We start from the raw sequence: 25482 nt of genomic DNA on the forward strand, positions 1-25482 counted from the left end.
GACCTATCAAGCCCTCCACGGTAGGCCGCCCCACCGACAACGCCGGGCGATGACGGCGGGCTTCAGGGCGCGTAGGGGTCGACGAGAGTCATGGGAGTGCGCGCGATCTCCAGGGCGTCCTCGGGGAAACGCGGGCCTTCCGTGTAGTAGCGGGCCCGGGTGCGCCCGACGGGTGCCAGCACCTCGGCGGCGACGAGATCACGGAGGTCGCGCTGGGCCTGCTGAAGGCTGAGTGCCTCAGAGCGCTCGTACCGCAGGCGGCGCACCCGTCCGGTCATGGCGACATCATGCAGGGCGGTGACGATGCGCTCGTCGCGGCCAGTACTGTCCGCGAACGATGTCAAAGCCTGCCAGATCCTCCCCGCGCGCTGGATGCGGCCTTGCACCGTCTGCGCCTGCTGGTGGTACGCGGTGAGATTGAACCGGATCCAGGCGGAGACGTCCTGGTCGGGGACGTAGTGCGAGCCGCGGTCAGCCAACTGGCGGTAGTAGTCCCAGGTGTTGCCCGGCCGTCCGAGCCAGGCTTCGATGGACGAGAACTCAGGGGCGAGGACACCCTCCCGGGCGATCAGCAGGGTCTGCAAGGAACGTGACATCCGGCCGTTCCCGTCGGCCCAGGGATGGATGGAGACCAGGTGGAGGTGCGCCATCGCCGCCCTGATCAGCGGGTGGGCGTCGCAGGTGTTGAGCCAGTCGACCAGTTCCTCCATGAGCGAGGGGACCTGGTCTGCGTCAGGGCCCGTATACGCGGCGATGCTCGGGTCCCGGGGATCGGTGACGTAGACGGGGCCCCTGCGCCACTGCCCGGCGGGCTTGCGGGGGCTGTGGCGATGACCTTGGAGCATCCAGTGCAGGGCGTTGAGCAAGCCCTTGCCGTAGGTGAAGTCCTCCACGTCGTGAAGGGTCTGGATGTACGTCATCATCCGCTGGTAGGCGAGGGTCTCCTCACGGTTCTCCTCTGAGACCTCGACGTCCCGCTCGCCTTCCATGAGGTCTTCGACGTCCACCGTGGCCACTTTGAAGCCTTCGATGGAGTTGGACGCCGCGACGGCGTCGGCCGTGAGGAACTTCCGCAGACCCTGCGTCCACCTGGAGGGCGAGCCGTGCACCTGATGCCGCAGGAGCCCGCGCATCTGGTCGATCTCGTCGAGTACGCGGGCGTCCTCTGAAGTCAGGCCCGGCGTCGGATAAAGCATAGTACGACGATACTCTGACACAGTCACCACGTCAAAGACTTGTGTGATGTCACTCAGAATCACTAGGCGTCGAGGACCACGAGGGCGGCCTTGCCGCGTTACGAGCAGAGTTCCCCGGCTGGACGATCGAGTACGGCGACATGCCGTCCCTCCCTTACCGCGCGGTCCGGGAGGGCGGCGGCGACAAGGCACTCGTCCTCGTCGCCGGTACCTGCCACGGGCTCTGGGGGCTGTTGTCCAAGCAGGACGAGGCCGACTGCGAGCGCGCCCTTCTCGCGCTGGGCAAGGGGCTCCTCGGCCTGGAGCTCCACCCGCAGCTCGCGGCGCTCGCCCGGCGCATGGGCGTGCGCGGCTACAAGGTCGACATCGGCGCCCATGAGGTCACCGTGGCGACCGCGGACGGCGGCACGCCCCGCGCCGTGCGGATCACGTGTGAGCCCCGGCCGAAGGACGACGACCGCGACTGGTTCTGGACGCACTGGGGCGACCCGCTCGCCCAGGCCGACGACATCACCGGCGCGGAGGTCGCGCTCGTCGGGCTGCTGGCCCGCGCATGAGCCGGGCCCCGCGCCCGGCCAGGTCAGGAGGGACTTTTGTCCTCGTCGGCAAGGCGGACGATGTGCGGGATGCCGACCGGGTTGCTGATCCAGTGGGCGTCCATGCCGGCGGGGAACGGCTCCAGCTCGTCCTGGACGGGGACACCGTGCGCGGCCAGGTGCCTGGCCGCGGCGTCCACGTCATCGGTGAACAGCTCGAGCCACAGGTCGGCCCGCGCGTAGTTGTCGACGCGGTCGAACCACAGCGTCACCGGGCCGAGCTGCACCTTGGCGCACTGGTCCACGACGCCTCCGCTGCTCTCGTCGGTGACCTCCATGCCCAGGACGTCGCGGTAGAAGGCGACGGTGCGATCGAACTGCGCCTTGGGCAGCTTCATGGCGATGTTGTGGCCGCCGCGGAATGTCGGGCTCATGCTTCGTTCTCCCCGTTGTGGTCGAGATGGTCGCGTAGTGCGCTCAGGTGGCCGTCCCAGTCGCGCGCCAGCGCGGCGAGGAACGACTGGGCCACGGCCACCGGTCCGGTCTGCAGCCGGTAGCGGATCCGTCGCCGCTCCCCGGGCTCCCCCCGGACCAGTCCGGCATCGGACAGCAGGTCGAGGTGCTTGGCGATCGCCTGGCGCGAGATGGGGAGCCGGGCGGCCAGGTCGGTCGCGGTCGCCGGGCCGCGCGCGGCGAGCTCGGCGAGGATGCCGCGCCGGGTCGGGTCGGCCAGCGCGGCGAAGACCGCCTGGGCGACGGGTTCGGCCTGGTCAGAGTGCGGCATCGAGGTACCCGGCCAGCTCGGCCAGCTCCGTCCGCCACCCGTTGGCGTTGCCCTCGTAGGCGCCGGCCAGTTCGTCCGGCAGCTGGGCGAAGCCGCTCTCCACGACCGTCACCCGGGTGCCCGTGCCGGTCGGCTCCAGCGTGAACTCCACGTAGGTGCGCCGCGGATCGTCCGCCGGCAGCCCCTCGATCGCCCACGTGTAGGCGAACCGGCGGGGCGGCTCGACGACCTGGATCCAGAGGGTGAACTCGCCCTGGCCGTCCCACCGCACCCGGGCCTCGCCACCGGGGCGCAGGTCGTCGATCTCCGCATGGGAGCCGAACCAGCCGCCGAGCCCTTCGGCGGTGGTCAACGCAGCCCAAACCCGCGCGGGCGGGTGGGCGAGTTCGAGCGTCCGCTCGATGCGATCCGGAACGGGCACGGCACCCCCTATGGCAACTGATCGGTTGCCATAAAAGCTATCACAACCGACAGGTTGCGATAACTTCCCGCCATGGGACCGCAGGGGGCTGAGGTCTGGGGGCCATCACCGGTGCGGAGGTCGGGCTCGCCGGGCTGCTGACGGTCCGGCCATGAGGAGGCGGTGACGCCGACGGCCGCCCGGGGCCACAGCGAGCCGGCCTGGGCGGCCGTGGAGACGGTTCTCGTCGCTCGCGCAGAACTGACGCAGAACCAAGAGCGGGCCCGCTGACGAATCGCCACGTCAGCGGGCCCGTCCGGGCTATATGTCGTAGTAGAGCTCGAACTCGTGGGGGTGGGGGCGCAGGCGGATGGGGTCGATCTCGAACTCGTTCTTCATCGTGATGTAGGTCTCGATGAGGTCCGGGGTGAAGACGCCGCCTTCCAGCAGGTAGTCGTGGTCGGCCTCCAGGGCGGCGAGGACCTCGGGGAGGCTGCCGGGCACCTGCGGGATGGCGCGGGCCTCCTCGGGCGGCAGTTCGTAGAGGTCCTTGTCGACCGGCTCCGCGGGCTCGATCTTGTTCTTGATGCCGTCCAGGCCGGCCATCAGCATGGCGGAGAAGGCCAGGTAGGGGTTGCAGGCCGGGTCCGGGACGCGGAACTCGATGCGCTTGGCCTTCGGGTTCGAGCCGGTGATCGGGACGCGGATGCAGGCCGAGCGGTTGCGCTGGGAGTAGACCAGGTTCACCGGGGCCTCGTAACCGGGGACGAGGCGGTGGTAGCTGTTCACCGTGGGGTTGCTGAAGGCCAGCAGGGACGCGGCGTGCTTGAGCAGGCCCCCGATGTAGTAGCGGGCGTTGTCGGACAGGCCCGCGTAGCCGACCTCGTCGTAGAACAGCGGCGAGCCGTCCTTCCAGAGGGACTGGTGGCAGTGCATGCCCGACCCGTTGTCACCGAAGATCGGCTTCGGCATGAACGTGACGGTCTTGCCCGCGGCGCGCGCCACGTTCTTCACGATGTACTTGTAGAGCATCAGGTTGTCGGCCGTCTTCAGCAGCGTGTCGAAGCGGAAGTCGATCTCGGCCTGGCCGGCGGTGCCGACCTCGTGGTGCTGCATCTCGACGTGGATGCCCGACTCGAGGAGCTGGGCCACCATCTCCGAGCGCAGGTCGGTGAAGTGGTCCATCGGCGGGACGGGGAAGTAGCCGCCCTTGTAGGGGGGCTTGGCGCCGAGGTTGCCGCCGGGCTCCTCGCGGCCGGTGTTCCAGGCGCCCTCGACGGAGTCGAGGTAGTAGTAGCCGGCGTTCTGCTTGGTCTCGAAGCGGACGTCGTCGAAGATGTAGAACTCGGCCTCGGGGCCGAAGTAGCAGGTGTCGGCGATGCCGGTGCCGCGCAGGTAGTCCTGGGCCTTGCGGGCGATGTTGCGCGGGTCGCGGCTGTAGGGCTCGCCGGTCAGCGGGTCGTGCACGAAGAAGTTCAGGATCAGCGTCTTGTGCTGCCGGAAGGGGTCCAGGACGGCGGTGGCCGGGTCCGGCAGCAGGAGCATGTCGGACTCGTGGATCTCCTGGAAGCCGCGGACCGAGGACCCGTCGAACATCAGCCCGTCGGTGAAGACGTTCTCGCCGAAGCTCTCGACGGGGAACGTGAAGTGCTGCATCTTGCCAGGCAGGTCCACGAACCGGCAGTCGACGAATCTCACACCTTCGTTCCTGATGTAGCTCAGGACCTCTTCGGCGCTGCTGAACATCCAGCCTCCTCAGGGCGGTTCTCGGCTTCCCGACGTTATGTCCACGCCGTTTCCCGACCATGTCTCATGTGTTTCCAGTGTGTTACGGGTCACTTCGGGCCTCCCCCTGGGAGCCGCGTCCGAACCTCCGGAGGGACGGGATAGCGTAGGGGCCATGAGCGGTGGTAAGGCGGCCGGGCCGCGGTGGACGCAGACGTGGCTCGGCGGGGCGCGCTCGGCCGGGGCCGACCTCGGCGAGCCCGGGGAGCGGATCGGCCTGCCCGAGAGCGGCAGCGGCTCCGTCGCCCCCTACGGCCGCCGGCTCCTCGCCCTGTTCATCGACTGGGGCCTGTCGATGCTGGTGGCGAGCCTGCTCGCGCGCTCGTTCGGGTGGGAGCCCGCCGAGCGCAGCACGTGGACGCTGCTGATCTTCGGCCTCCAGGCGTGGGTGCTCACCGCGTTCCTCGGCACGACGATCGGCAAGCGGCTGTGCGGCATCAGGGTCGCCCGGCTGGACGGCCGCCCCGTCGGCCTCGGCTGGAGCCTCGCCCGGACGCTGCTGCTGCTCCTGGTCATTCCCGCCCTGATCTGGGACCGCGACCACCGGGGCATGCACGACCGGGCCGGCAACACGGTCGTCGTCTCCGTTTAGCTGGACGGGAAAGCCGGCCGGAAACGAGAAAGCGCCCCCGTAGGGGCGCTTTTTCCTTGGGACGTCAGCGCAGTTTGGGCTTGGGGCCCTTCGGCATCTTCGCGCCCCTGGGCATTGGGCCCTTCGGCATCTGCATCGAGCGGGGGAGCGCCTGGAGCCGGTCGTTCAGCTCGGCGACCTGCCCCTTGGTGAGGTTGCGGGGCAGCTTCATCAGGTGCCGCTGCAGCTTGTCGACCGGGATCTGGCCCTCGTCGTCGCCGACCTGCACGTCATAGATCGGCACCTGCTGGGCGGCGCGGGAGATGCGCTTCTTCTCCGCGCCGAGCAGCGGGCCGACGCGGCTGCGCGGGCCCTCCGAGACCAGCACCACGCCGGCGCGGCCCACGGCGCGGTGCACCATGTCGAGGTTGCGGTTGCCGCTGACCGCCTCGGTCACCGACCAGTTCCCGCGCATGTTCTTCAGGATCGCGGCGGCGGCGCCGGGCTGCCCGGCGATCACCTTGTACTGCGCGCGCTGCGCCAGCTGCCCGAAGACGATCATGCCGACGGCGAACGCGGCGAGGATGCCCAGCGGGATGAAGAACCACAGCTGGCCGATGAGCAGCCCGATGAGGATGACGACGACCAGCGTCCCGATCGCGGAGGCGAACACGATCGGCAGGGCCTTCGGGTCGGCCTGCCGGAGCACCTGAGCGACCATGCGGATCTGCTTGAGGCGCCCTGGACTCTCCTGGGCCCCGTCCGTGGGCTTTTTCGACATGAAACCAAGGATAGTCCGGCCGGGCCGCCGTCCCGACAGCCCGGTCGTCAGCCGCGCGCGGAGACGGCCTGCTTGTAGAGGCGCCCGGCGCGGTAGCTGGAGCGCACCAGCGGCCCGGACATCACGCCCGCGAAGCCGATCTCCTCGGCCTCGGCCGACAGCTCCACGAACTCCTCCGGCTTGACCCAGCGCTCCACCGGGTGGTGGCGGGGGCTCGGCCGCAGGTACTGGGTGATCGTGATGAGCTCGCAGCCGGCCTCGTGCAGGTCGCGCAGCGCCTGGGAGACCTCCTCGCGCGTCTCGCCCATGCCGAGGATCAGGTTCGACTTGGTGACCAGGCCGTCCTCGCGCGCCCGGGTGATGACCTCCAGGGACCGCTCGTAGCGGAACCCGGGCCGGATCCGCTTGAAGATCCGCGGGACGGTCTCCACGTTGTGCGCGAGCACCTCCGGCCGGGACGAGAACACCTCGGCGAGCTGCTCGGGGACGGCGTTGAAGTCGGGGATCAGCAGCTCGACGCCGCAGCCCGGGACCGCCGCGTGGATCCGCCGGACGGTCTCGGCGTACAGCCAGGCGCCGCCGTCCTCCAGGTCGTCGCGGGCGACGCCGGTGATGGTCGCGTACTTCAGCCCCATCGTGGCGACGGACTCGGCGACGCGGCGCGGCTCGTCGCGGTCCAGCGCGGCGGGCTTCCCGGTGTCGATCTGGCAGAAGTCGCAGCGCCGGGTGCACTGGTCGCCGCCGATGAGGAACGTGGCCTCGCGGTCCTCCCAGCATTCGAAGATGTTGGGACAGCCGGCCTCCTGGCACACCGTGTGCAGGCCCTCGGACTTCACCAGCCCGGTGAGCTCGCGGTACTGCGGGCCCATCTTCATCCGGGTCTTGATCCACTCGGGCTTGCGCTCGATCGGGGTCTGGCTGTTGCGCGCCTCGACGCGCAGGAGCTTGCGTCCCTCAGGTGTCACCGTCGTCACGGGTCCCAGGGTACGTCGCGATCAGCGGTACCGGCACACCGGCGGTCCGGCGGCGCGAGCAGCATCGAAGCCGTATCGGACCGATCTCGAACGTATGACGGTACTCCGCCGGTGCAGCCGATTCGCGTGTTTCGGCCATCTCCGGCAATGGATCTCTCTAGGGTGACTCCCTGTCGTCACGCAACAGCGTCAGCAGGAGGACCACCGTGGGTCTGGCAATGTCGTACCTCAGGGTGCCGCCCGTGCTGGAGGGAGAGCCCGACCCCGGCCGGATAGCGCGCCACGTCTTCGGCGACGCCAACTGGCGGCGGCGCGGCGCGGGCGCGCTGTTCGAGATCGGCCGGGCGTGGCAGGCGATGCACTACCTCGTCACCGGCGACCCGTGGGAGGGCCGCCAGCCCGAGGCCGACGTCGTGTGCGGCGGGCGGCTGCTCACCGAGGACGGCGCCGACGAGCTCGGCATGGACGTCATCTACCTCGCCCCCGAGCGGGTCAAGCCCGCCGCCGACCATCTGGCCGCGACGCCGTTCGCCGCGATAGCCGGACGCTACGACCCGCCCGCGATGGTCCGGGCCGGCGTCCAGGACGCCGGGCGGCTGGACGACGCCGCCCGCGAGAGGGTGTTCCAGCCCGCCTACGCGGGGCTGGCCGAGTTCTTCCGGCTCGCCGCGACCGACGGCCAGGCCGTCTACAAGGTGATGGCCTGACCGAGGACCCCGAGCTGCGCCGTGGTGCGGTGGAGCGTCTCCGCCGCGCCCAGCGCCGCCGCCAGGCGCCGCTCGACGAGCGGGACGATCTCGGCGACCGTCACCTCACGGCCCAGCTCACGGGTGAGGTTGGTCGACCCGACGTCGCGGATCCCGCAGGCGACGATCTTGTCGAACCAGCCCATGTCGTTGTCGCAGTTGAGCATGAAGCCGTGCATCGTGACGCCGCGCGCCACCCGGATCCCGATCGAGCCGATCTTGCGGTCCGGGGTCCCGCGGACCCACAGCCCGCTGCGCCCCTCCACCGTCTGCGTCTCCAGCCCGAGGTCGGCGCAGACGTCCATCATCATCTGCTCCAGCAGCCGCACGTAGCCGACGACGTCCACCGGGTCGGGCAGCCGGACGATCGGGTAGCCGGTCAGCTGCCCCGGGCCGTGCCAGGTGATCTTCCCGCCGCGGTCGACGTCCACGACCGGGGCGCCGGGGTCGCCGAACGGGCGGTCGAGCGCCTCCGTCCGCTTGCCCGCCGTGTAGACCGGCTGGTGCTCCAGCAGGAGGACGGTGTCGGGGATCGCGTCGTCCACCCGTAGCGCGTGGGTGCGCTTCTGCAGCTCCCATCCGTCCTCGTAGGGGACGGCAGCCGTGCCGAACCCCGCGTGCACCACCACCAGCTCGCGTACGTCCACATCGCTCACACGGGCCAGCTTATGCCGTGATCGCCCGGACCGCTCCTCAGAACGCGGCGAGCAGCCGGGGCTCCAGCCGGTACTCCTTGGCCGTCCCCGGTCCGTCCGGCTCGATCCGGTAGGCGCCCGCCTCCCGCCGGTAGGAGACCGCCTGCACGAACTCGGTGCCGACGTAGTGCAGGCCCACCGCCTCGTCGGCCGCGTAGCCGCCCGGCAGGGTCCCCTCGCCGACGAGCTGCTGGAGCAGCGGGCGCCGCTGCGGGTCGCTGTCGTAGTGGACGCCGCACGAGTACGGCAGGAGACCGAGGCCGTCGGTCAGCGGCCGCAGCTGCGGCCCGAACGAGTCGGTGTTGCCGCCGGAGTGCCAGCACAGCGCGCCCGCGCTCTGCCCGGACAGCACGACGCCCTCCTGCCACGCCTCGCGCATGATCTCGTCGAGGCCGTGCAGCCGCCACAGCGCCAGCAGGTTCGCGACGCTGCCGCCGGACACGTACAGCAGGTCCTGGCCGAGCAGGTGCGCCCGGACGTCGGCGACGTTCGGCATCGGGAACAGCGCGAGATGGCTGACCTCGGCGTCCATCGAGGAGAACGCGGCGTAGGAGCGCGCGATGTACTCGGCGCCGTCGCCGACCGCCGTCGTCAGGAAGCACACCCGGGGGCGGTCCTGGCCCGTCAGATCGAACGCGTAGCGCAGCAGCGGGCTCGGGGCGAGCCCCTCCCGGCCGTCCGGCACGAAGGTGCCTCCGCCGATCGCGAGGATGTGCGGCTGTCCGTCGGTGCTCATGCATCCCCCTCGTAGGCCATCTGTCTCATTGTCACCGTATGACTACCGAACGGGATCGGGTGGGACTTTGACGATTCTTGGGACTCAGAGGACGGCGGCGATGGCCGAGTCGACGTCCTCGTGCGCGAACCGGAACCCCGCGTCCAGTAGCCGCCTGGGCAGGACCCGCTGGCTGACCAGCGGCCCCTCGTCGGCGAAGCCGCCGAGCGCGGCGCGCAGCGCGAACTTCGGGACCGACAGCCGCGCCGGGCGGTGCAGGGCGCGGCCGACCGCCTTGGTGTAGGCGTCGTTGGTCACCGGGTTCGGGGCGGTCAGGTTGACCGGCCCGGCGATCTCGGTCTCGACGAGGAACCGCAGTGCCGCGATCTCGTCGGGGAGGGAGATCCAGCTCGTCCACTGCCGGCCGTCGCCGAGGTCGCCGCCGACGCCGAACCTGAACAGCGGGAGGGTGCGCCCGAGGACGCCGCCCTCGCGGGCCAGCACGACGCCCGTCCGCGGGTGCACGACCCGGACCCCGGCCTCGCGCGCGGGCGCGGCCGCGGCCTCCCAATCGCGGACGACGTCGGCGAGGAAGCCCTCCCCGGCGGGGGAGTCCTCGTCGACCTCCCGGTCGCCGGTGTCGCCGTAGTAGCCGATCGCCGACCCGCAGACCAGCACGCGGGGCCGGGGCGAGGCCGCCGCGATCGCCTCGGCGAGCGTGCGGGTGCCGACCAGGCGGCTGTCGCGGATCTTCTGCTTGTACGCCTTGGTCCACGGCCGGTCGCCGACCCCGGCGCCCGCCAGGTGCACGACGGCGTCGGCGCCCTCCAGCGACTGCTTGTCGACGCAGCCGTCGGCCGGCGACCAGCGCGCCTCGTCGGGCCGGGACGGCTCCCTGCGCACCAGCCGGACGACGTCGTGGCCGTCCCGCCGGAGCGACTCCACCAGCGCCGAGCCGATGAGGCCCGACGAGCCCGTGACGGTGATCCTCATATCCCCAGCGTAGAGGGACGGGGCCGCCGGACGCCGGGTCTCCCCGGCGGGTCCCGCGTTTCCCCGGACGCGCGGGACCCCGCCGCCCGTGCGGGCGCGGCGGGGTCCCGCGGACGTGCGGGAGGGGTCAGAGGCCGAGCTCGGCCTCGAAGTTGCCCTCCTCCAGGCGGTGCTTGACCGTGGCGAGGAAGCGGGCCGCGTCCGCGCCGTCGATCAGGCGGTGGTCGTAGGTCAGCGCCAGGTAGACCATCGACCGGACCGCGATGACCTCGCCCAGCTCCGGGTCGTCGATGACGGCCGGGCGCTTGACGACGGCGCCGGTGCCGAGCATGCCGACCTGCGGCTGGTTGAGGATCGGCGTGTCGAACAGGGCGCCGCGGCTGCCGGTGTTGGTCAGCGTGAACGTGCCGCCGGCCAGCTCGTCCGGGCTCACCTTGTTGGTGCGGGTGCGCTCGGCGATGTCGGCGATCCGCTGCGCGAGGCCGCCGAGGTTGAGCTGCCCCGCGTTGTGCACGACCGGGACCATCAGGCCGCGCTCGGGCACGTCCACCGCGATGGAGAGGTTCTCGACCTCGTGGTAGGTGACCTCGTTGGTCTCGCCGTTGATGACCGCGTTCAGCTTCGGGTGGGCCTTGAGGGCCTCGACCGTCGCCATCGCGAAGAACGGCATGAACGACAGCTTGACGCCCTCGCGGGCCTGGAAGTCGGCCTTGGCCTGCTCCCGCAGCCGCGCGATCTTGGTGATGTCCACCTCGACCACGGTGGTGAGCTGCGCGGACACCTGCAGCGACTCGACCATGCGGCGGGCGATCGTCTGCCGCATGCGCGACATCTTCTCGGTCCGGCCGCGCAGCGCCATCTGCTCGGCGGGGGCGCCGGCGGGCGCCGGGGCGGCGTGCCGTCCGGCGGGGGCCTGGGCCGGGGCCGGTGCGGGCGCGGGCGGGGCGGCGGGCGCGGCCTGCTGCTGGGCGGCCTGCTGCTGGGCGGCGCGGGCCGCCTCCAGGACGTCCTGCTTGCGGATGCGGCCGCCGACGCCGGTGCCCTTGACCGTGCCGAGGTCGACGCTGTGCTCGGCGGCCAGCTTGCGGACCAGCGGCGTGACGTACGGGCCCTCGCCCGGCTCCGAAGGCTGCTGGGCGGGCTGGGCCGCCGGGGCCGGCGCGGGCTGCTGCTGGGCCTGCGGCTGCGCCGCCGGCGCCGGGGACGGCGGGGCGGCGGGCTGCTGCTGCGCGGGCGGCGGCCACGCGGCGGGCGGCGGTGCCTGCTGCGCCTGGGGCTGCGCCTGCTGCGGGGCCTCCTGCTGGGGCTCCGCCTTCGGCTGCGGCTCGGGCTCCTGCTCCTCGGCGGCCGGGGCGCCGCCGGACGGAGCCTCGCCCTCATCGCCGATGACGGCCAGCTCGGCGCCGACCTCGACGGTCTCGTCCTCGGCGACGGTGATGCTGGTGAGGATGCCCGAGGCGGGGGAGGGGATCTCGGTGTCGACCTTGTCGGTCGACACCTCCAGGAGCGGCTCGTCGGTCTCGACGCGCTCGCCCTCCTTCTTGAGCCAGCGGGTGACGGTGCCCTCGGTGACGCTCTCGCCGAGCTGGGGCATGGTGACGGAGACCGGCATGTCTCAGCGCACTCCTTCGGAATACTTGTGCGGCTTCTCAGCCGTGCACGTGCAATGGTTTGCCGGCGAGGGCGAGGTGCGCCTCGCCGACCGCCTCGGACTGGGTCGGGTGGGGGTGGATCAGCTGGGCGACCTCGCCGGGCAGGGCCTCCCAGTTGTAGATGAGCTGCCCCTCCGCGATGAGCTCGCCGACGCGTGCGCCGACCATGTGGAGGCCGAGGACGGGGCCGTCCACGGCCGCGATCACCTTGACCTCGCCCTGCGTCCCCAGGATCTTGCTCTTGGGGTTGCCGGCCAGGTCGTAGGTGACCTCCTTGATCTCGTACCCGCGCTCACGGGCCACGGCGGACGTGATGCCGACCGAGGCCACCTCGGGGTCGGAGTAGGTGATGCGAGGGACGCCGTCGTAGTCGATCGGCGGCGGGGTCAGCCCGCTCAGCCGCTCGGCGACGAGGATGCCCTCGGCGAAGCCGACGTGGGCCAGCTGGGGGGTGGGGACGAGGTCGCCGACCGCGGAGATCGTGGGGACGCTCGTCCGGCAGTACTCGTCGACCTTGACGAACCCGCGCTCGGTCTCGACGCCGGCCTCGGCCAGGCCGATGCCGTCGGAGACCGGTCCGCGGCCCACCGCCACGAGCAGCAGCTCCGCGTCGATGGTCTTGCCGTCCTCCAGGGTGACCGAGACGCCGCCCTGCGTCGTCTTGGCGCTCTGGAACCGGGTGCCGAGCTCGAACTTGATGCCGCGCTTGCGGAAGGCGCGCTCCAGCCGCTTGGAGCTGGTCTCCTCCTCCAGCGGGAGCAGGTGCGGCAGCGCCTCGACGATCGTGACCTCGGCGCCGAACGAGCGCCACACGCTGGCGAACTCCACGCCGATGACGCCGCCGCCGAGGATGACGACCGAGCCGGGGACGTGCTCCAGCCGCAGCGCGTGGTCGCTGGAGATGACCCGCTCGCCGTCGATGTCCAGGCCGGGCAGCGACTTCGGCGCCGACCCGGTGCCGAGCACGATGTGCCCGCCCTCGATGCGGCGGGTGCCCTCGGCGGTCTCGACCTCGACCGCGGTGGGGCCGGCCAGCCGCCCGGTGCCGTGCACGACCTCGATGCCCCGGGACTTGATCAGCCCGGTGAGGCCCTTGACGGTCGTCGAGACGACCTTGTCCTTGTAGGCGTTCACTCCGGCGACGTCGATGCCCTCGAAGGTGGCCCGCACGCCGAACTTCGCCGCCTCGCGGGACTGGTCCGCCACCTCGGCCGCGTGCAGCAGCGCCTTGGTGGGGATGCAGCCGCGGTTGAGGCACGTTCCGCCGAGCGACTCGTCCCGCTCGATGAGCGCGACCGACATGCCGAGCTCGGCGGCGCGCAGCGCGCACGCATAGCCGCCGCTGCCGGCACCCAGGACGACGATGTCGAAGGGGCCGTTGTTGGCCACTGGACGCTCCCTTTCCCCGGTTGTGGCGCCGCGTGGATCGCGGCGCCCTGGGCGGGGCGGGGCGCACCGGCAGACCGGGCCCCCACCGCCACAAGAAAACCTATTCTGTTCTCCGCCCGCTCACAGCGGGCGGGGCCCCGGTGTCCTCCTAGAGGACGCCCGCGGCGACGTCCTCGGCGATCTGGACCAGGGTGCGCGCGGCGGCGCCGGTGCCGCCCTTCGGCGTGTACCCGTACGGCTCGCCCTTGTGGAAGGCGGGGCCCGCGATGTCGAGGTGCGCCCACTTGACGCCGTCCGGCACGAACTCCTTGAGGAACGTCCCGGCGACCAGCATGCCGCCCCAGCGCTCGCCGCTGATGTTGGCGATGTCGGCGACCGCCGAGTCGAGGCCCTTGCGCAGCTCCGGGGGCAGCGGCATGCCCCAGGAGGGCTCGCCCGCGCGCCCGGCGGCCGCGACCACCTTCTCGCGCACGTCGTCGTCGTTGGCCATGACGCCGGTGGTCCGGGTGCCGAGCGCGACGAGCTGCGCGCCGGTCAGGGTGGCGACGTCCACGATGAGGTCGGGGGAGTCCTCGCCCGCGCGGACGAGGGCGTCGGCCATGACGAGCCGGCCCTCGGCGTCGGTGTTGAGGACCTCCACGGTCTTGCCGCCGTAGATGCGCAGCACGTCGGACGGGCGCTGCGCGGTGCCGCTCGGCATGTTCTCGGCGAGGGCGAGGTAGCCGACGACGTTGACCGCGGGGCGCAGCTCGGCGATGGCGGCGAGCGCGCCGAGCACCGCGGCCGCGCCGCCCATGTCGGACTTCATCCAGTCCATCGCGTCGGTCGGCTTGAGGGACAGGCCGCCGGAGTCGAACGTGATGCCCTTGCCGACGAGGGCGAGCGTCCTGCCGGCCTCCGGGTGGGTGTAGGCGAGCCGGACGAGCCGCGGCGGGTTCACCGACCCCTGCCCGACGCCCGCGATGCCGCCGTACCCGCCCTCGACGAGGGCCTTCTCGTCCAGCACCTCGATGGCGAGGCCGGTCTCGGCGGCGACCCGCTCGGCCTCGCCGGCGAAGTCCTCGGGGGACAGGTGGGAGGGCGGGGTGTTCACCAGGTCGCGGACGAGCGTGACCGACGCGGCGAGGGTGCGGGCGCGCCCGAGGGCGGCCTCCTCGGACGCGGGCGCGATCAGGCGGATCTCCTCGACGGGGCTCTTGTGGCCGTCGCCGGTGCGGAAGGCGTCGAAGGAGTAGGCGCCGAGCAGCGAGCCCAGCGCGACGGCCTCGACGCCCTCGGCGCCGGAGGCGGGGAGCGCGACCGCGATCCGGGCGGTGCCCGCGAGGGAGCGGACGGCGGCCCCGGCGGCGCGGCGCAGGTCCTCGGCGGAGGGGTCCTCGCCGAGCCCGGCGGCCACGATGACCTTGGCGGGGACGGCGCCGAGCGAGGGCAGCCGGGTCACCTCGCCGGCCTTGCCGGTGGCGCCGAGCGCGCCCAGCGCGTCCGCGAGCCTGCCGTCCATGGCGCGGTCGATCGCCTCCGCGCCGTCGGCCGGTGCGGCACCCGCCCCGGCGGGGGCGACGCCGATCACGATCGCGTCGACGTCGAGGCCGGCCAGGTCTGCGCTGTCAAGGCTGATGCTCGTCACGTAGCCCGATGTTAGTCCTCCTGGTGACCGCTTTCGCCCTTTTGGATCAAGCATTGCCCTCCCGGCGGCCGCCGCGCCCTCAGGGCAGCGCCGCGAGGGCGATCAGCGCGGCCGTCGCGGCGACCTCGACGAGGGCGCCGAACACGTCGCCGGTCACGCCGCCGAGGCGGCGGACGGCGCGGCGGAGCACCGCCAGGGCCGCGGCGGTCCCGGCGGCCACCGCCGCCGCGCCGTGCAGGGCGCCGCCGGGGCCGCCGGCGGCCAGGCCCGCGGCCGCCGCGGCGGCCAGGACGGCGGCCGTGGCGGCGACCGCCGCGCGCGCCGGCACGGTGCCCGCGACCAGCGCGCCGAGGCCGCCGGGCCGCGCGGACGGCACGCCCGCGCGGCAGGCCCAGGCGAGCGCCAGCCGGCCGGTGACCGCGGCGGTGATCGCGGCGAGGGCGGGATGCGGCGCCGACGCCAGGGCGGCCACCTGGACCAGCAGCGTCAGCAGCAGCGTGACGACGCCGAACGGCCCGATGTCGGACCGCTTCATGATCTCCAGGGCCCCGGCGGCGGGGCGCCCGCTCCCGAGGCCGTCGGCGAGGTCGGCGAGACCGTCCAGATGCAGGGCGCGGGTGACCGCGGCCGAGGCGGCCACCGCGAGCGCCGCCGCGAGCAGGCCGGACAGGCCGAGCGGGCCGCCCGCCAGCAGGACCAGCGCGGCGGCCCCGCCCGGGATCAGGCCGGCGGCGGGGGCGAGCAGCATCGCCGAGCGCGCGGTGCCCCGGTCGACCGGGCCGGTGCCCAGCGGGACGACGGTGAGCAGCGTGACCGCCAGCCGCAGGCCGTCGGGCATCGGGACGTTCCTGACGGTCACCGGAGTTCCACGACGCGGCCCGCGACCACCAGCGCCGCCTCCTCCGACTCGGCCGCGAGCCGCTGGTTGACCTGGCCGAGGACGTCGCGGAACGCGCGCCCGGACACGGTGGCCGGCACCAGCGACAGCCCGACCTCGTCGCTCACCGCGACCACCCGCGCCGCCGTGCCCCGCCAGGCGGCGACGAGGCCGTCCACGAGCGGCAGCACCCGCGACGGCTCCTCCCAGGCGTCCGTCTCGGACATCGCGGCCGCGAGCCAGGTGCCGACGCCGTCCACCAGCACCGGGCCGCTGGCCGAAGCGAGCGCGCCGGCGAGCTCGGTCGTCTCGGTGGTGCGCCACCATGCCGGACGGCGCAGCCGGTGCGCGGCGACGCGTTCCGCCCATTCGGGGTCGTCGTCCCGGACGGGGCCCGTCGCGATGTAGAGGACGTCCGAGCACGCGGCCAGGCGCAGCTCGGCCTCGGCCGACTTGCCCGACCTGCTCCCGCCGAGGAGCAGCGTCCGGAACGGGCCCTGCTCGGAGCGCTTCCAGAAGCCCGTGCGCCGCTCCAGCTCGGACGGCGAGGGCAAGCGGTGGTCGAGGTGAACGGCCACGACCTGCGTCAGCGGCGTCACGGAACCGGTGTGGCGCAGGTATCCCAGATGGTCCGGGGACCCGGCCATGTCCAGCAGCACGGCCTCGTACTCGACGCCCGCGGACGGCTCGGGCCTGGCCCCCGGGCCCGCCGCCACCAGCGCGCGCCCTCCGCCGGGCGCGAGGACCTCGTACCCGCCGGGGACGTCCGTGCGCGGCAGGTCCTCCAGCGCGACGCCGTCGATCGCTGCGGCGAACGGCTCGTGCCGCACTCCGGCCGCGCGCAGCCGGCCGCACGACGCGCACCGGCACCCCGGAGCGGGCCAGCCCTGTGCGGCGGCGACGCCGCGAAGCTCGATGTCCATCCCGCCGCGAACTCTACGGTTACCCTCGGCTGGAAGGATCACGACGCCCCTTCTGGAGGAGTTCCGGTGGGCAACCCCCCGAACGCGCCCTGGCCCCCGCAACCGGGCCGGGGCGGGCAGCAGCCGCCCTACGGCCCGCCCCCCGTCCCGCCGGGCGGGCCCGCACCGGGTCCGCCTCCGGGCCCCGGATGGCGGCCGGGGCCGCCGCACGGCATGCCCCCGGCGCCCCCGCCCGGGCGCCGCGGCGGCGGCATGGTGATCGCGCTGGTCGGGGGCGGGCTCGTCCTGGTGCTGGTGGTGGCCGCGGTCGTCGTCCTCCTGGTCCGGGGAGGCGACGACGGGGGAGACGGCGGCGCCCAGCGGCTGACGGTCGGCAAGATCGCCGGCGGTGCGGAGGCCACGCCCCTCGCGGACGGGAGCCTCGCCATGGCCCGGCCGGGCGTCACCGCCCCGGTCGTCGACATCTACGAGGACTTCGCCTGCCCGCCCTGCGGCGCCTTCGACCGCAGGCACGACCCGATGCTCAAGCAGCTGGCCGTCGAGGGCCGCGCCAAGGTCGTCTTCCACCCGATGCTGATCTTCGGTGAGGCCACGCAGCCGGCCCACGACAACTCGCTGCGGGCCGCGGCGGCGCTGCGCTGCGTCACCGACGGCGCCCACTGGCTGTCCTACCAGGACGCCCTCTACGCGCATCAGCCCGCGAACGAGAGCGCCACCGGCTACGTGACCCGGGACCTGCTCTCCTACGCGGAGCCGCTGGGGCTCACGAGCGACGATTTCACGTCGTGCGTGAAGAGCCAGCGCCATGCCGCCAGCGTGAAGACCGTCAGCCGGGGCTACGTTTCGTCCGGGATCCAGGGGACGCCGAGCGTGCGGGTCAACGGGCGGACGCTCACCCAGTCCGACACCGAGAGCCCCGACGCGCTGCGCCGCGCGATAGAGGCCGCCGCCTGACCGGCTAGTCTCACCGCGACGAGGGAGGTCGAGGGCTATGGCGTGGAGCTGGCGGCTGGAGAAGGCCGACGGGCGGACGATCGGCATGTCTGAGGAGACCTTCTCCACCCAGGCGGACGCGGAGAGCTGGCTGGGGGAGAACTGGCGGGGGCTGCGCACCGAGGACGTCGACAAGGTGACCCTGCTGGACGGCGACACCGTCGTGTACGCGATGAGCCTGCACGACCCGGAGTGACCGGCCGGCGAGAGCGGGGGCCGCGAAGCGCCGAGCTCCGCGGCCCCCGGGCGCTCGCCGGGCTCAGGGGCGCCTGCGCGGGCTGACGGTCTTGGCCGGGTCGCGGATGACGGTCCCGCCGAGGATCTCGTCGATCCGCTCCATCACGCCGGCGTCCAGCTTCACCCCGGCCGCCTTCACGTTGTCGGCGACCTGCTCGGGGCGGGACGCGCCCACGATCGCCGCCGAGACGTTCGGGTTCTGCAGCGTCCAGGCGATCGCGAGCTGCGCCATCGACAGGCCGAGGTCGTCCGCGACCGGCCGCAGGTTCTGCACGCGGGTCAGCAGGTCGTCGTCCAGGTAGCGCTTGATCATGTCGGCGCCGCCCTTGTCGTCGGTGGCGCGCGACCCCTCGGGCAGGGGCTGCCCCGGCTTGTACTTGCCGGTCAGGACGCCCTGCGCGATCGGCGACCAGACGATCTGGCCGACGCCCTCGCGCTCGCAGAGCGGGACGACCTCCTCCTCGATGACCCGCCACAGCATCGAGTACTGCGGCTGGCTGGAGACGATCCGGTCGAAGCCCATCTCGTCGGCGATCTTCAGGGCGCGCTCGATCTCCTCGGCCCGCCACTCCGACACCCCGACGTACAGGACCTTGCCCTGCCGGACGAGGTCGTCGAAGGCCCGCAGGGTCTCCTCCAGCGGGGTCTCGTAGTCGAACCGGTGGGCCTGGTAGAGGTCCACGTAGTCGGTCCCGAGGCGGCGCAGGGAGCCGTGGATCGACTCGAAGACGTGCTTGCGGGACAGGCCCCGGTCGTTCACCCCGGGACCCGTCGGCCAGTAGACCTTGGTGAAGATCTCCAGCCCCTCGCGGCGCTGCCCCTTCAGCGCCCGCCCGAGGACCTCCTCGGCGCGCGTGCCGGCGTAGACGTCGGCGGTGTCGAACGTGGTCACGCCCTCGTCGAGGGCCGCCCGCACGCAGGCGCGCGCCGCGTCCTCCTCGACCTGCGAACCGTGGGTGAGCCAGTTGCCGTACGCGATCTCGCTGATCTTCAGACCGCTCCGGCCCAGGTTTCGGAACTCCATGGCCCCGACCCTAGCCCCGCGTCGATCGTGCGACGCGCGGCGGACGCTCCCGCCGGACACCGCGACCGACACGGGCCTCAGGGCACGGCCCTCAGACTCCGGCCCTTCGGGGCACGGTCCTTCTCAGACCTTGTCCTTCTCGCCGAGGCGAACCTGCGGGTTCGGGATCCGCAGCCGGCGGATCTGCATCGCGCGCATCGCGGCGTACATGCCGACGCCCTTGGCGTCCTCGCCGGGGAAGCGCTCGGCGGCCAGCCGCTTGATGCCGCGGCTCAGCAGGAAGCCCTCCGCGAACACCACGACGAGCAGCACCGGCGGCGCGAACAGGACCAGCAGCCGGGCCGCCGGGATCGGCAGCAGGCTGAGCAGCACGATCGCGAACATCGCGTACATCAGGTAGGAGCCGACCGTGCGGCGCGAGTCGACGTAGTCGCGGGCCATCCGGCGCACCGGGCCCCGATCCCGCTTGAGCAGGTGCTTCTCGTCGCCCTTGGCCATGCCCTGGCGGGCCCTGGCACGCTCGGTGGCCTGCCGCTCCCGCACCTTCTTGTAGGCCTCCTTGCGGGTCGCCGGAGCCGTGATCGGCTGCCGGCGGCGCTTCTCGGCCTCGCTCCGCTTGGGCGTGGGACGGCCCTTGCCGCCGGGCTTTACTACCTGAGGAGGATCCGGCGGGGCCTCCGGGGTACGACGCTTGAACACAGGGATCAGCCTACCGGCTGCGAACATCGTGGCTGCCTCGCGCGTTAACGCGTAGGGTGATAAGAACCCCAGCAGTGGTCATTGAGCCCAGTTCACGACTGAGGCGACAGCACGAAGGGACCGGCGCCGCGCGATGAGCGTGATGAAGCGAATGTCGATGATCTTCAAGTCCAAGGCGAACAAGGCCCTGGACCGGATGGAAGACCCTCGGGAGACCCTCGATTACTCCTACCAGCGCCAGCTGGAGATGCTGCAGAAGGTCCGTCGCGGGGTCGCCGACGTCGCCACCTCGCGCAAGCGTCTCGAGCTGCAGATCAACCAGCTCGAACAGCAGCAGAGCAAGCTGACCGACCAGGGCAAGAAGGCGCTGCAGGTGGGCCGCGAGGATCTGGCTCGCGAGGCGCTGACCCGGCGGTCCGGCCTGGAGAGCCAGCTGGGCGACCTCCGTGGGCAGTACCAGCAGTTGCAGGGCGAGGAGGAGAAGCTGACGCTCGCCTCCCAGCGGCTGCAGGCCAAGGTCGACTCCTTCCGCACCCGCAAGGAGACGATCAAGGCGACCTACACGGCCGCCGAGGCGCAGACCAAGATCAACGAGGCGTTCTCCGGCATCTCCGAGGAGATGGGCGACGTCGGCCTGGCGATCCAGCGCGCCGAGGAGAAGACCGACACGATGAAGGCCCGCGCCGGCGCGATCGACGAGCTGCTGGCCTCCGGCGCCCTGGAGGACTTCTCCGGTCCCAAGGACGACATCCAGGCCGAGCTCGACCGGATGGGCTCCGGCCCCGGCGTCGACATGGAGCTGGAGCGCCTCAAGGCCGAACTCGGCCAGGGCCCCGCGCCCAAGGAGCTGAACCAGGGCTCGCCGACCGCCGCGCCGCACCAGCAGCAGGACACCCCCCAGCAGGCCCCGTGGCCGCAGAACCCCGGGGGTGCCCAGTGATCGTCCGCCTGATGGGCGAGGGCCAGCTGGACGTGGCAGAGGAGGACCTGTCCTCGCTCAACGCGCTCGACGCCGAGCTGGAGGCGGCGATCGAGTCGGGCGACGAGACGGCGTTCCGCGCCGCCCTGCACGCCCTGCTGGACAACGTCCGCAAGGTGGGCAAGGCGCTGCCGGCCGACAGCCTGGAGCCGTCCGAGCTGATCCTGCCCCCGGCTGACGCGCACATCGACGAGGTGCGCTCCATGCTGGGGGACGAGGGCCTCATCCCGGACTGACGGCGCGGCCTCGGGCCGTCCCCGGGCGCCGCGCGGGGGCCCGGTGCACGTTATGGACATTCGGGCACAAAACCCGTGGCCTGTGCGTTCGTACAAGTGAAGAGGAGCAAGGACTGGGGGTGGCCGGATGGCCAGGACGCGTTACGCCTCCGACCGGGGGCTGACATCGCGGATGCTCGTGACGATGTTCCTGCTGGGGCTGGTGTACGTCGTCTTCGTGGGGGCTTTTTTCGTCTTCGTGCCGAAGTGGGCCGGCGTCGCGCTGGTCTTCGCGGTGCTGTTCCTCATCGCCCAGTACTTCTTCTCCGACCGGATGACGCTGTTCGCCATGCACGGCCGGGTCGTCTCCCCGCAGGAGGCGCCCGAACTGCACGGCGTCATCGACCGCATCTGCGCGATGTCGGACGCGCCGAAGCCGCGGGTCGCGATCGCCGACACCGACGTGCCGAACGCCTTCGCCACCGGCCGCAACCAGAAGAAGGCCGTCGTCTGCGTGACCACGGGCCTGCTGCGCCGGCTCGACCCGGTCGAACTGGAGGGCGTGCTCGCGCACGAGATGGCGCACGTCGCGCACAAGGACGTCGCGGTCATGACGATCGCCTCGTTCCTCGGCATCCTCGCGGGCCTGATCACCCGGTTCGGGCTCCAGTGGGGTCTGTGGGGCGGGTTCGGGCGCCGCAGCAACGACCAGAACACCGGGCTGATCCTGCTGGCGGTGGTCGCGGCGAGCGCGCTCGCCTACGCGGTCAGCTTCCTGCTCACCCGGGCCCTGTCGCGCTACCGCGAGCTGTCGGCCGACCGCGCCGCCGCGCTGCTGACCGGCCGCCCCTCCGCCCTGGCCAGCGCGCTGACGAAGGTCAGCGGCGAGATCGCGCGGATCCCGACCGAGGACCTGCGGTCCTCGCAGGCGTTCAACGCGTTCTTCTTCACCCCGGCGCTCGGCAGGGGGGTCAGCGTCTCCGCGCTGTTCTCCACCCACCCGTCGCTGGACCGGCGGCTCGCGCAGCTGTCGAAGATCTCCGACCAGCTCAGCAGGGGAGTGTGATCCGTGGGGTTCCTGGACACCCTGCTCGGCCGGTCCAAGCCGGCCAAACCCGACCTCGACCAGATCTTCGGACTGTCGACGGCGGCCGTCACCCTGGAGGCGGCGACGGGCTTCACCCCGACCGGGCTCGGCTCGGTGTGCTTCCGCGCGGCCGAGGGCGGCGCGTTCGCGCGGCTCCAGAGCGACGTCCAGGAACTCCTGGACGCCGACGAGGGGCCCAAGGTCCAGATCAGCACCGACGGCTACGGCTACACGTGGCTGCTCGCCGAGCAGCGGCCGGACCAGCTGCCCGACCTCGTCACCGACCTGCACGCGGTGAACGCGACGCTGGAGGCGGGCGGGTTCGGCCCGCACCTGCTGTGCTCTCTGGCCGGCTTCAGAGGGCCGGACGGCCGCCCCCTCGCGCTCGTCTACCTCTACAAGCGCGGAACGTTCTACCCGTTCGCCCCGCTCCCCGGAGACAAGCGCGACAACGCGCTCGAACTCCAGGTGCGGGGGGCGATCGGCGCGGACCTGCGGTTCGAGCAGGACCTCGGCCGGTGGTTCCCCGTCTGGGGCGCCCCCGGCCTCTGATCCCCTCCTGCGGCGCCTGCCCGCGCCCGGTCAGGGCAGGGCGAGCATCTGGTCGAGGGCCACGCGGGCGTAGTGCGCGGTCTCCTCGTCCACCTCGATGACGTTCTCGACCTTCCCGGCGGCCAGCGTCTCCAGCGACAGCACCAGGTGCGGCAGGTCGATCCGGTTCATCGTCGAGCAGTAGCAGACGGTCTTGTCGAGGAACATGACGTTCTTGTCCGGGTGGGCGTTCGCCAGCCGCCGCACGAGGTTCAGCTCCGTCCCGACGGCCCAGGACGACCCGGGCTCGGCGGCCTCGATCGCCTTGATGATGTACTCGGTCGAGCCGATCCGGTCGGCGGCCGTGACGACCTCGTGCCGGCACTCGGGGTGGACGAGGACGTTCACCCCCGGCACCCGAGCGCGGACGTCGTCCACCGACTCCTTGCTGAACCGGCCGTGCACCGAGCAGTGGCCCCGCCACAGGATCATCTTGGCGTCCCGCAGCTGCCGGTGCGTGAGGCCGCCCTCGCGGCGGTGCGGGCTGTAGACGACGCAGTCGTCCAGCGAGAGGCCCATCTCCAGCACGGCCGTGTTGCGGCCGAGGTGCTGGTCGGGCAGGAACAGGACCTTCTTGCCCTTGCCGTAGGCCCAGTCGAGGGCGCGCCTGGCGTTGGACGAGGTGCAGACCACGCCGCCGTGCCGCCCGACGAAGCCCTTGATGTCGGCCGAGGAGTTCATGTAGGTGACGGGGACGACGTCGTCGGCGATCCCGGCGTCCTCCAGGACGTCCCAGCACTCCTCGACCTGGTCGAAGGTCGCCATGTCGGCCATCGAGCAGCCCGCGCCGAGGTCGGGGAGGATCACCCGCTGGTGGGCGGCGGTGAGGATGTCGGCCGACTCGGCCATGAAGTGGACGCCGCAGAACACGATGTAGGGCGCCTCGGGGCGGGCGGCGGCCTGCTGGGCCAGCTTGAACGAGTCGCCGGTCACGTCCGCGAACCGGATGACCTCGTCGCGCTGGTAGTGGTGGCCGAGCACGAACACGCGGTCGCCGAGCGCCGCCTTGGCGGCGCGGGCACGCTCGACGAGGGCGGGGTCGGACGCCGCCGGCAGTTCGCCGGGGCAGTCCACGCCGCGCTCGCTCGCGGGGTCGGCGCCGCTGCCGAGCAGGAGCAGCGGTAGGTCGCGCACTGGGGTGGTCACGGCGGTCTCCCTTCGCGACGGGACTTATCGTCGCTTTGACGACTAATGATGGCATATCCAACGGGGGATCGGCGGTGTGACGTAGACCGCACCCGTCCGGGGCGTTAAAGACCGCCGATAAGCGGAATGGCCATGTAGCGAGGTACGTTGTCCTACGGGAAGAGGCATAGACGTCTTCGAGGACAAGCGACAGTCCGCCGCTAGCGCGGCGCAGCGAGACCCGGGAGCTGAACACATGACGGTTTCAGGCGAGACCACGCAGGAGACCACGCAGCAGGGCGTCGTCCTCACCGACGCCGCCGCCGAGAAGGCCAAGGGCCTGCTTGAGCAGGAGGGCCGCGATGACCTTGCGCTGCGTGTCGCCGTGCAGCCGGGCGGCTGCTCCGGTCTGATCTACCAGCTCTTCTTCGACGAGCGGGAGATGGACGGGGACCAGATCCAGGACTTCGACGGCCTGTCGGTGCGCGTCGACCGGATGAGCGCGCCCTACCTCACGGGCGCCACCATCGACTTCGTCGACTCGATCGAGAAGCAGGGCTTCACGATCGACAACCCGAACGCGTCGGGTTCCTGCGCCTGCGGCGACTCCTTCAACTGATGCGCGGCGAGCACGCCGGCGCCGGTCGAGCGCAAGGCCCGGAGGGGCGGGCCGGACCCACGGGTCCGGCCCGCCCCTCAAGGCTGCCCGGCGGTATCGCGGCGAAGTGTCGTGCGGCGGCGATCTGTGGTGCGATGGTGAGTAGCCTGACGGGTTCGAACAGCCGGTGAAACAGCCGGACGACCACGACGAGGAGAGCGACGCCGTGCGCATCGCCGTGACCGGTTCCATTGCGACCGACCATCTGATGACCTTCCCCGGAAGGTTCACCGACCAGCTCCTGCCCGACCAGCTCGACCGGGTGTCGCTGTCCTTCCTGGTGGACGAGCTGGAGATCCGCCGCGGCGGCATCGCCGCCAACATCTGCTTCGGCATGGGCAGCCTCGGCAAGGAGTCCATCCTCGTCGGCTCCGTCGGCGACGACTTCGCCGACTACCGCTCCTGGCTCGAACGGCACACGGTCGACACCGCCTCGGTGCACGTGTCCGAGATCCACCACACGGCGCGGTTCCTGTGCACCACCGACCAGGACCAGAACCAGATCGCCACGTTCTACGCCGGCGCGATGAGCGAGGCCCGCTCCATCGAGCTGCGGCCCGTGGCCGACCGCGTCGGCGGCCTCGACCTCGTCGTCGTCAGCCCGAACGACCCGGAGGCGATGCTGCGGCACACCGACGAGTGCCGCGACCGCGGCATCCCGTTCGCCGCCGACCCCTCCCAGCAGCTCGCCCGGATGGACGGCGCCGACGTCCGCCGCCTCATCGACGGCGCCGCCTACCTGTTCAGCAACGAGTACGAGAAGGCCCTGGCCGAGGAGAAGACGGGCTGGTCGGGGGAGGAGATCCTCTCCCGCGTCGGCGTCCGCGTCACCACCCTCGGCGCCAAGGGCGTCGTCATCGACCGCCAGGGCGAGGAGGGCGTGCACGTCCCCTGCGTCCAGGTCGACTCGGTCGTCGACCCGACCGGCGTCGGCGACGCGTTCCGTGCCGGCTTCCTGTCGGCGACCGCCTGGGGGCTGCCGCTCGAACGCGCCGCCCAGGTCGGCAACGCCATCGCCGCGCACGCCCTCGAAGCCGCCGGGCCGCAGGAGTACACGCTCGGCCGCCGCGCGTTCCTCGACCGGTTCGCGGCCGCCTACGGCGACGACGCCGCGGCCGAGATCGAGCCCCACGTCACCTGTCCGACCCCGTAACCAGGGCATACGGAGAAGGCCGCGCCGCTGACGGTGTAGGGCTCGGGCCCCCGGAAGACGACCATGTCGCCGGGGCC

The 25482-nt window shown here is 72.1% G+C and carries 29 protein-coding genes; 11 read left to right on the forward strand and 18 right to left on the reverse strand.

The genetic code is table 11. The features are described from left to right. Positions 1-62 precede the first annotated feature (62 nt). Positions 63-1196: a Fic family protein gene (locus AB0C84_RS39545; protein ID WP_361076320.1), complete on the reverse strand. Its 1134-nt coding sequence runs from the start codon at positions 1194-1196 to the stop codon at positions 63-65. A gap of 140 nt (positions 1197-1336) precedes the next feature. Between AB0C84_RS39545 and AB0C84_RS39550 the strand changes: the two genes are divergently transcribed. Then, entirely contained in the window at positions 1337-1753 is a 417-nt protein-coding gene (locus tag AB0C84_RS39550; protein WP_361076322.1) for a hypothetical protein, read from the forward strand. 23 nt (positions 1754-1776) lie between these two features. On the opposite strand, the gene AB0C84_RS39555 is transcribed toward AB0C84_RS39550, so the two are convergent. The 4 genes from AB0C84_RS39555 to glnA form a co-directional block, all read right to left on the reverse strand. Next, entirely contained in the window at positions 1777-2166 is a 390-nt protein-coding gene (locus AB0C84_RS39555; RefSeq protein WP_361076324.1) for a VOC family protein, read from the reverse strand. Continuing rightward, the gene (locus tag AB0C84_RS39560) at positions 2163-2516 is read right to left on the reverse strand and encodes a metalloregulator ArsR/SmtB family transcription factor (RefSeq protein WP_361076327.1); all 354 of its coding nucleotides are present in this window, start codon (positions 2514-2516) and stop codon (positions 2163-2165) included. The genes AB0C84_RS39555 and AB0C84_RS39560 overlap by 4 nt, the downstream gene beginning before the upstream one ends. Beyond that, positions 2503-2937 (reverse strand): SRPBCC domain-containing protein, encoded by a 435-nt coding sequence (locus tag AB0C84_RS39565; protein ID WP_361076330.1) that lies wholly within the window; start codon positions 2935-2937, stop codon positions 2503-2505. The genes AB0C84_RS39560 and AB0C84_RS39565 overlap by 14 nt, the downstream gene beginning before the upstream one ends. Positions 2938-3237: 300 nt before the next feature. Then, positions 3238-4662 carry a type I glutamate--ammonia ligase gene (gene glnA, locus AB0C84_RS39570; protein WP_179842962.1) on the reverse strand — a complete coding sequence of 475 codons (1425 nt, stop codon included), beginning with the start codon at positions 4660-4662 and terminating at the stop codon, positions 3238-3240. A gap of 154 nt (positions 4663-4816) precedes the next feature. Between glnA and AB0C84_RS39575 the strand changes: the two genes are divergently transcribed. Further along, complete coding sequence (locus tag AB0C84_RS39575) at positions 4817-5293, forward strand: RDD family protein (RefSeq protein ID WP_361076333.1); 477 nt, start codon at positions 4817-4819, stop codon at positions 5291-5293. A gap of 64 nt (positions 5294-5357) precedes the next feature. Here AB0C84_RS39575 and AB0C84_RS39580 read toward each other — a convergent pair whose 3' ends face one another. Continuing rightward, positions 5358-6053, reverse strand: coding sequence for a DUF4191 domain-containing protein (locus tag AB0C84_RS39580; RefSeq protein WP_179842960.1), 696 nt, complete (start codon positions 6051-6053; stop codon positions 5358-5360). A gap of 47 nt (positions 6054-6100) precedes the next feature. Further along, positions 6101-7027, reverse strand: a complete 927-nt coding sequence (gene lipA / locus AB0C84_RS39585; protein ID WP_173392939.1) for a lipoyl synthase — start codon at positions 7025-7027, stop codon at positions 6101-6103. Between the two features lie 206 nt (positions 7028-7233). On the opposite strand from lipA, the gene AB0C84_RS39590 reads away from it, so the two are divergent. Beyond that, a complete protein-coding gene (locus tag AB0C84_RS39590) occupies positions 7234-7734 on the forward strand; it encodes a YfbM family protein (RefSeq protein WP_258938834.1) in 501 nt (166 codons plus the stop codon). On the opposite strand, the gene lipB is transcribed toward AB0C84_RS39590, so the two are convergent. From lipB to AB0C84_RS39630, 8 genes are all read right to left on the reverse strand, one after another. Beyond that, positions 7716-8429, reverse strand: a complete 714-nt coding sequence (lipB, locus tag AB0C84_RS39595) for a lipoyl(octanoyl) transferase LipB (protein WP_361076338.1) — start codon at positions 8427-8429, stop codon at positions 7716-7718. The genes AB0C84_RS39590 and lipB overlap by 19 nt on opposite strands. Before the next feature lie 37 nt (positions 8430-8466). Continuing rightward, positions 8467-9204 (reverse strand): peptidase E, encoded by a 738-nt coding sequence (locus AB0C84_RS39600; RefSeq protein ID WP_179842958.1) that lies wholly within the window; start codon positions 9202-9204, stop codon positions 8467-8469. Between the two features lie 84 nt (positions 9205-9288). Further along, the gene (locus AB0C84_RS39605; protein WP_258938836.1) at positions 9289-10176 is read right to left on the reverse strand and encodes a TIGR01777 family oxidoreductase; all 888 of its coding nucleotides are present in this window, start codon (positions 10174-10176) and stop codon (positions 9289-9291) included. Between the two features lie 127 nt (positions 10177-10303). Continuing rightward, positions 10304-11788: a 2-oxoglutarate dehydrogenase, E2 component, dihydrolipoamide succinyltransferase gene (gene sucB / locus AB0C84_RS39610; RefSeq protein WP_361076341.1), complete on the reverse strand. Its 1485-nt coding sequence runs from the start codon at positions 11786-11788 to the stop codon at positions 10304-10306. Positions 11789-11825: 37 nt separating this feature from the next. Then, on the reverse strand, positions 11826-13217 hold the full coding sequence (gene lpdA / locus AB0C84_RS39615) for a dihydrolipoyl dehydrogenase (protein ID WP_258938838.1): 1392 nt from the start codon (positions 13215-13217) through the stop codon (positions 11826-11828). Between the two features lie 148 nt (positions 13218-13365). Next, complete coding sequence (locus tag AB0C84_RS39620) at positions 13366-14844, reverse strand: leucyl aminopeptidase (RefSeq protein WP_361076344.1); 1479 nt, start codon at positions 14842-14844, stop codon at positions 13366-13368. A 79-nt stretch (positions 14845-14923) separates the two neighbouring features. Continuing rightward, positions 14924-15703 carry an adenosylcobinamide-GDP ribazoletransferase gene (locus AB0C84_RS39625; protein ID WP_361076347.1) on the reverse strand — a complete coding sequence of 260 codons (780 nt, stop codon included), beginning with the start codon at positions 15701-15703 and terminating at the stop codon, positions 14924-14926. Beyond that, entirely contained in the window at positions 15700-16644 is a 945-nt protein-coding gene (locus AB0C84_RS39630; protein WP_361076350.1) for a bifunctional adenosylcobinamide kinase/adenosylcobinamide-phosphate guanylyltransferase, read from the reverse strand. Before AB0C84_RS39630 ends, AB0C84_RS39625 begins: the two co-directional genes overlap by 4 nt. Positions 16645-16710: 66 nt before the next feature. Between AB0C84_RS39630 and AB0C84_RS39635 the strand changes: the two genes are divergently transcribed. Both AB0C84_RS39635 and AB0C84_RS39640 read left to right on the forward strand, forming a co-directional pair. Continuing rightward, a complete protein-coding gene (locus AB0C84_RS39635) occupies positions 16711-17598 on the forward strand; it encodes a thioredoxin domain-containing protein (RefSeq protein WP_361076353.1) in 888 nt (295 codons plus the stop codon). A gap of 37 nt (positions 17599-17635) precedes the next feature. Further along, on the forward strand, positions 17636-17833 hold the full coding sequence (locus AB0C84_RS39640; RefSeq protein ID WP_179842951.1) for a hypothetical protein: 198 nt from the start codon (positions 17636-17638) through the stop codon (positions 17831-17833). A gap of 63 nt (positions 17834-17896) precedes the next feature. On the opposite strand, the gene AB0C84_RS39645 is transcribed toward AB0C84_RS39640, so the two are convergent. Then, positions 17897-18898, reverse strand: a complete 1002-nt coding sequence (locus tag AB0C84_RS39645) for an aldo/keto reductase family protein (protein ID WP_361076356.1) — start codon at positions 18896-18898, stop codon at positions 17897-17899. 123 nt (positions 18899-19021) lie between these two features. Then, a complete protein-coding gene (locus AB0C84_RS39650) occupies positions 19022-19597 on the reverse strand; it encodes a DUF3043 domain-containing protein (protein ID WP_258938843.1) in 576 nt (191 codons plus the stop codon). A 133-nt stretch (positions 19598-19730) separates the two neighbouring features. Between AB0C84_RS39650 and AB0C84_RS39655 the strand changes: the two genes are divergently transcribed. From AB0C84_RS39655 to AB0C84_RS39670, 4 genes are all read left to right on the forward strand, one after another. Then, positions 19731-20537, forward strand: coding sequence for a PspA/IM30 family protein (locus AB0C84_RS39655; RefSeq protein WP_179842948.1), 807 nt, complete (start codon positions 19731-19733; stop codon positions 20535-20537). Further along, positions 20534-20812, forward strand: a complete 279-nt coding sequence (locus AB0C84_RS39660) for a hypothetical protein (protein ID WP_179842947.1) — start codon at positions 20534-20536, stop codon at positions 20810-20812. The genes AB0C84_RS39655 and AB0C84_RS39660 overlap by 4 nt, the downstream gene beginning before the upstream one ends. 127 nt (positions 20813-20939) lie before the next feature. Beyond that, positions 20940-21857, forward strand: a complete 918-nt coding sequence (gene htpX / locus AB0C84_RS39665) for a zinc metalloprotease HtpX (RefSeq protein WP_179842946.1) — start codon at positions 20940-20942, stop codon at positions 21855-21857. 3 nt (positions 21858-21860) lie between these two features. Beyond that, positions 21861-22430, forward strand: coding sequence for a hypothetical protein (locus AB0C84_RS39670; RefSeq protein ID WP_179842945.1), 570 nt, complete (start codon positions 21861-21863; stop codon positions 22428-22430). Positions 22431-22460: 30 nt separating this feature from the next. Here AB0C84_RS39670 and nadA read toward each other — a convergent pair whose 3' ends face one another. Beyond that, positions 22461-23615 carry a quinolinate synthase NadA gene (gene nadA / locus AB0C84_RS39675; RefSeq protein ID WP_179842944.1) on the reverse strand — a complete coding sequence of 385 codons (1155 nt, stop codon included), beginning with the start codon at positions 23613-23615 and terminating at the stop codon, positions 22461-22463. Between the two features lie 235 nt (positions 23616-23850). Between nadA and AB0C84_RS39680 the strand changes: the two genes are divergently transcribed. Both AB0C84_RS39680 and AB0C84_RS39685 read left to right on the forward strand, forming a co-directional pair. Next, positions 23851-24213, forward strand: coding sequence for an iron-sulfur cluster assembly accessory protein (locus AB0C84_RS39680; RefSeq protein WP_026405700.1), 363 nt, complete (start codon positions 23851-23853; stop codon positions 24211-24213). 205 nt (positions 24214-24418) lie between these two features. Then, positions 24419-25405 carry a carbohydrate kinase family protein gene (locus tag AB0C84_RS39685; protein WP_361076364.1) on the forward strand — a complete coding sequence of 329 codons (987 nt, stop codon included), beginning with the start codon at positions 24419-24421 and terminating at the stop codon, positions 25403-25405. Positions 25406-25482 lie beyond the last annotated feature (77 nt).

The sequence above is a fragment of the Actinomadura sp. NPDC048955 genome (genome assembly GCF_040649435.1).
Lineage (GTDB): Bacteria > Actinomycetota > Actinomycetes > Streptosporangiales > Streptosporangiaceae > Spirillospora > Spirillospora luteofluorescens.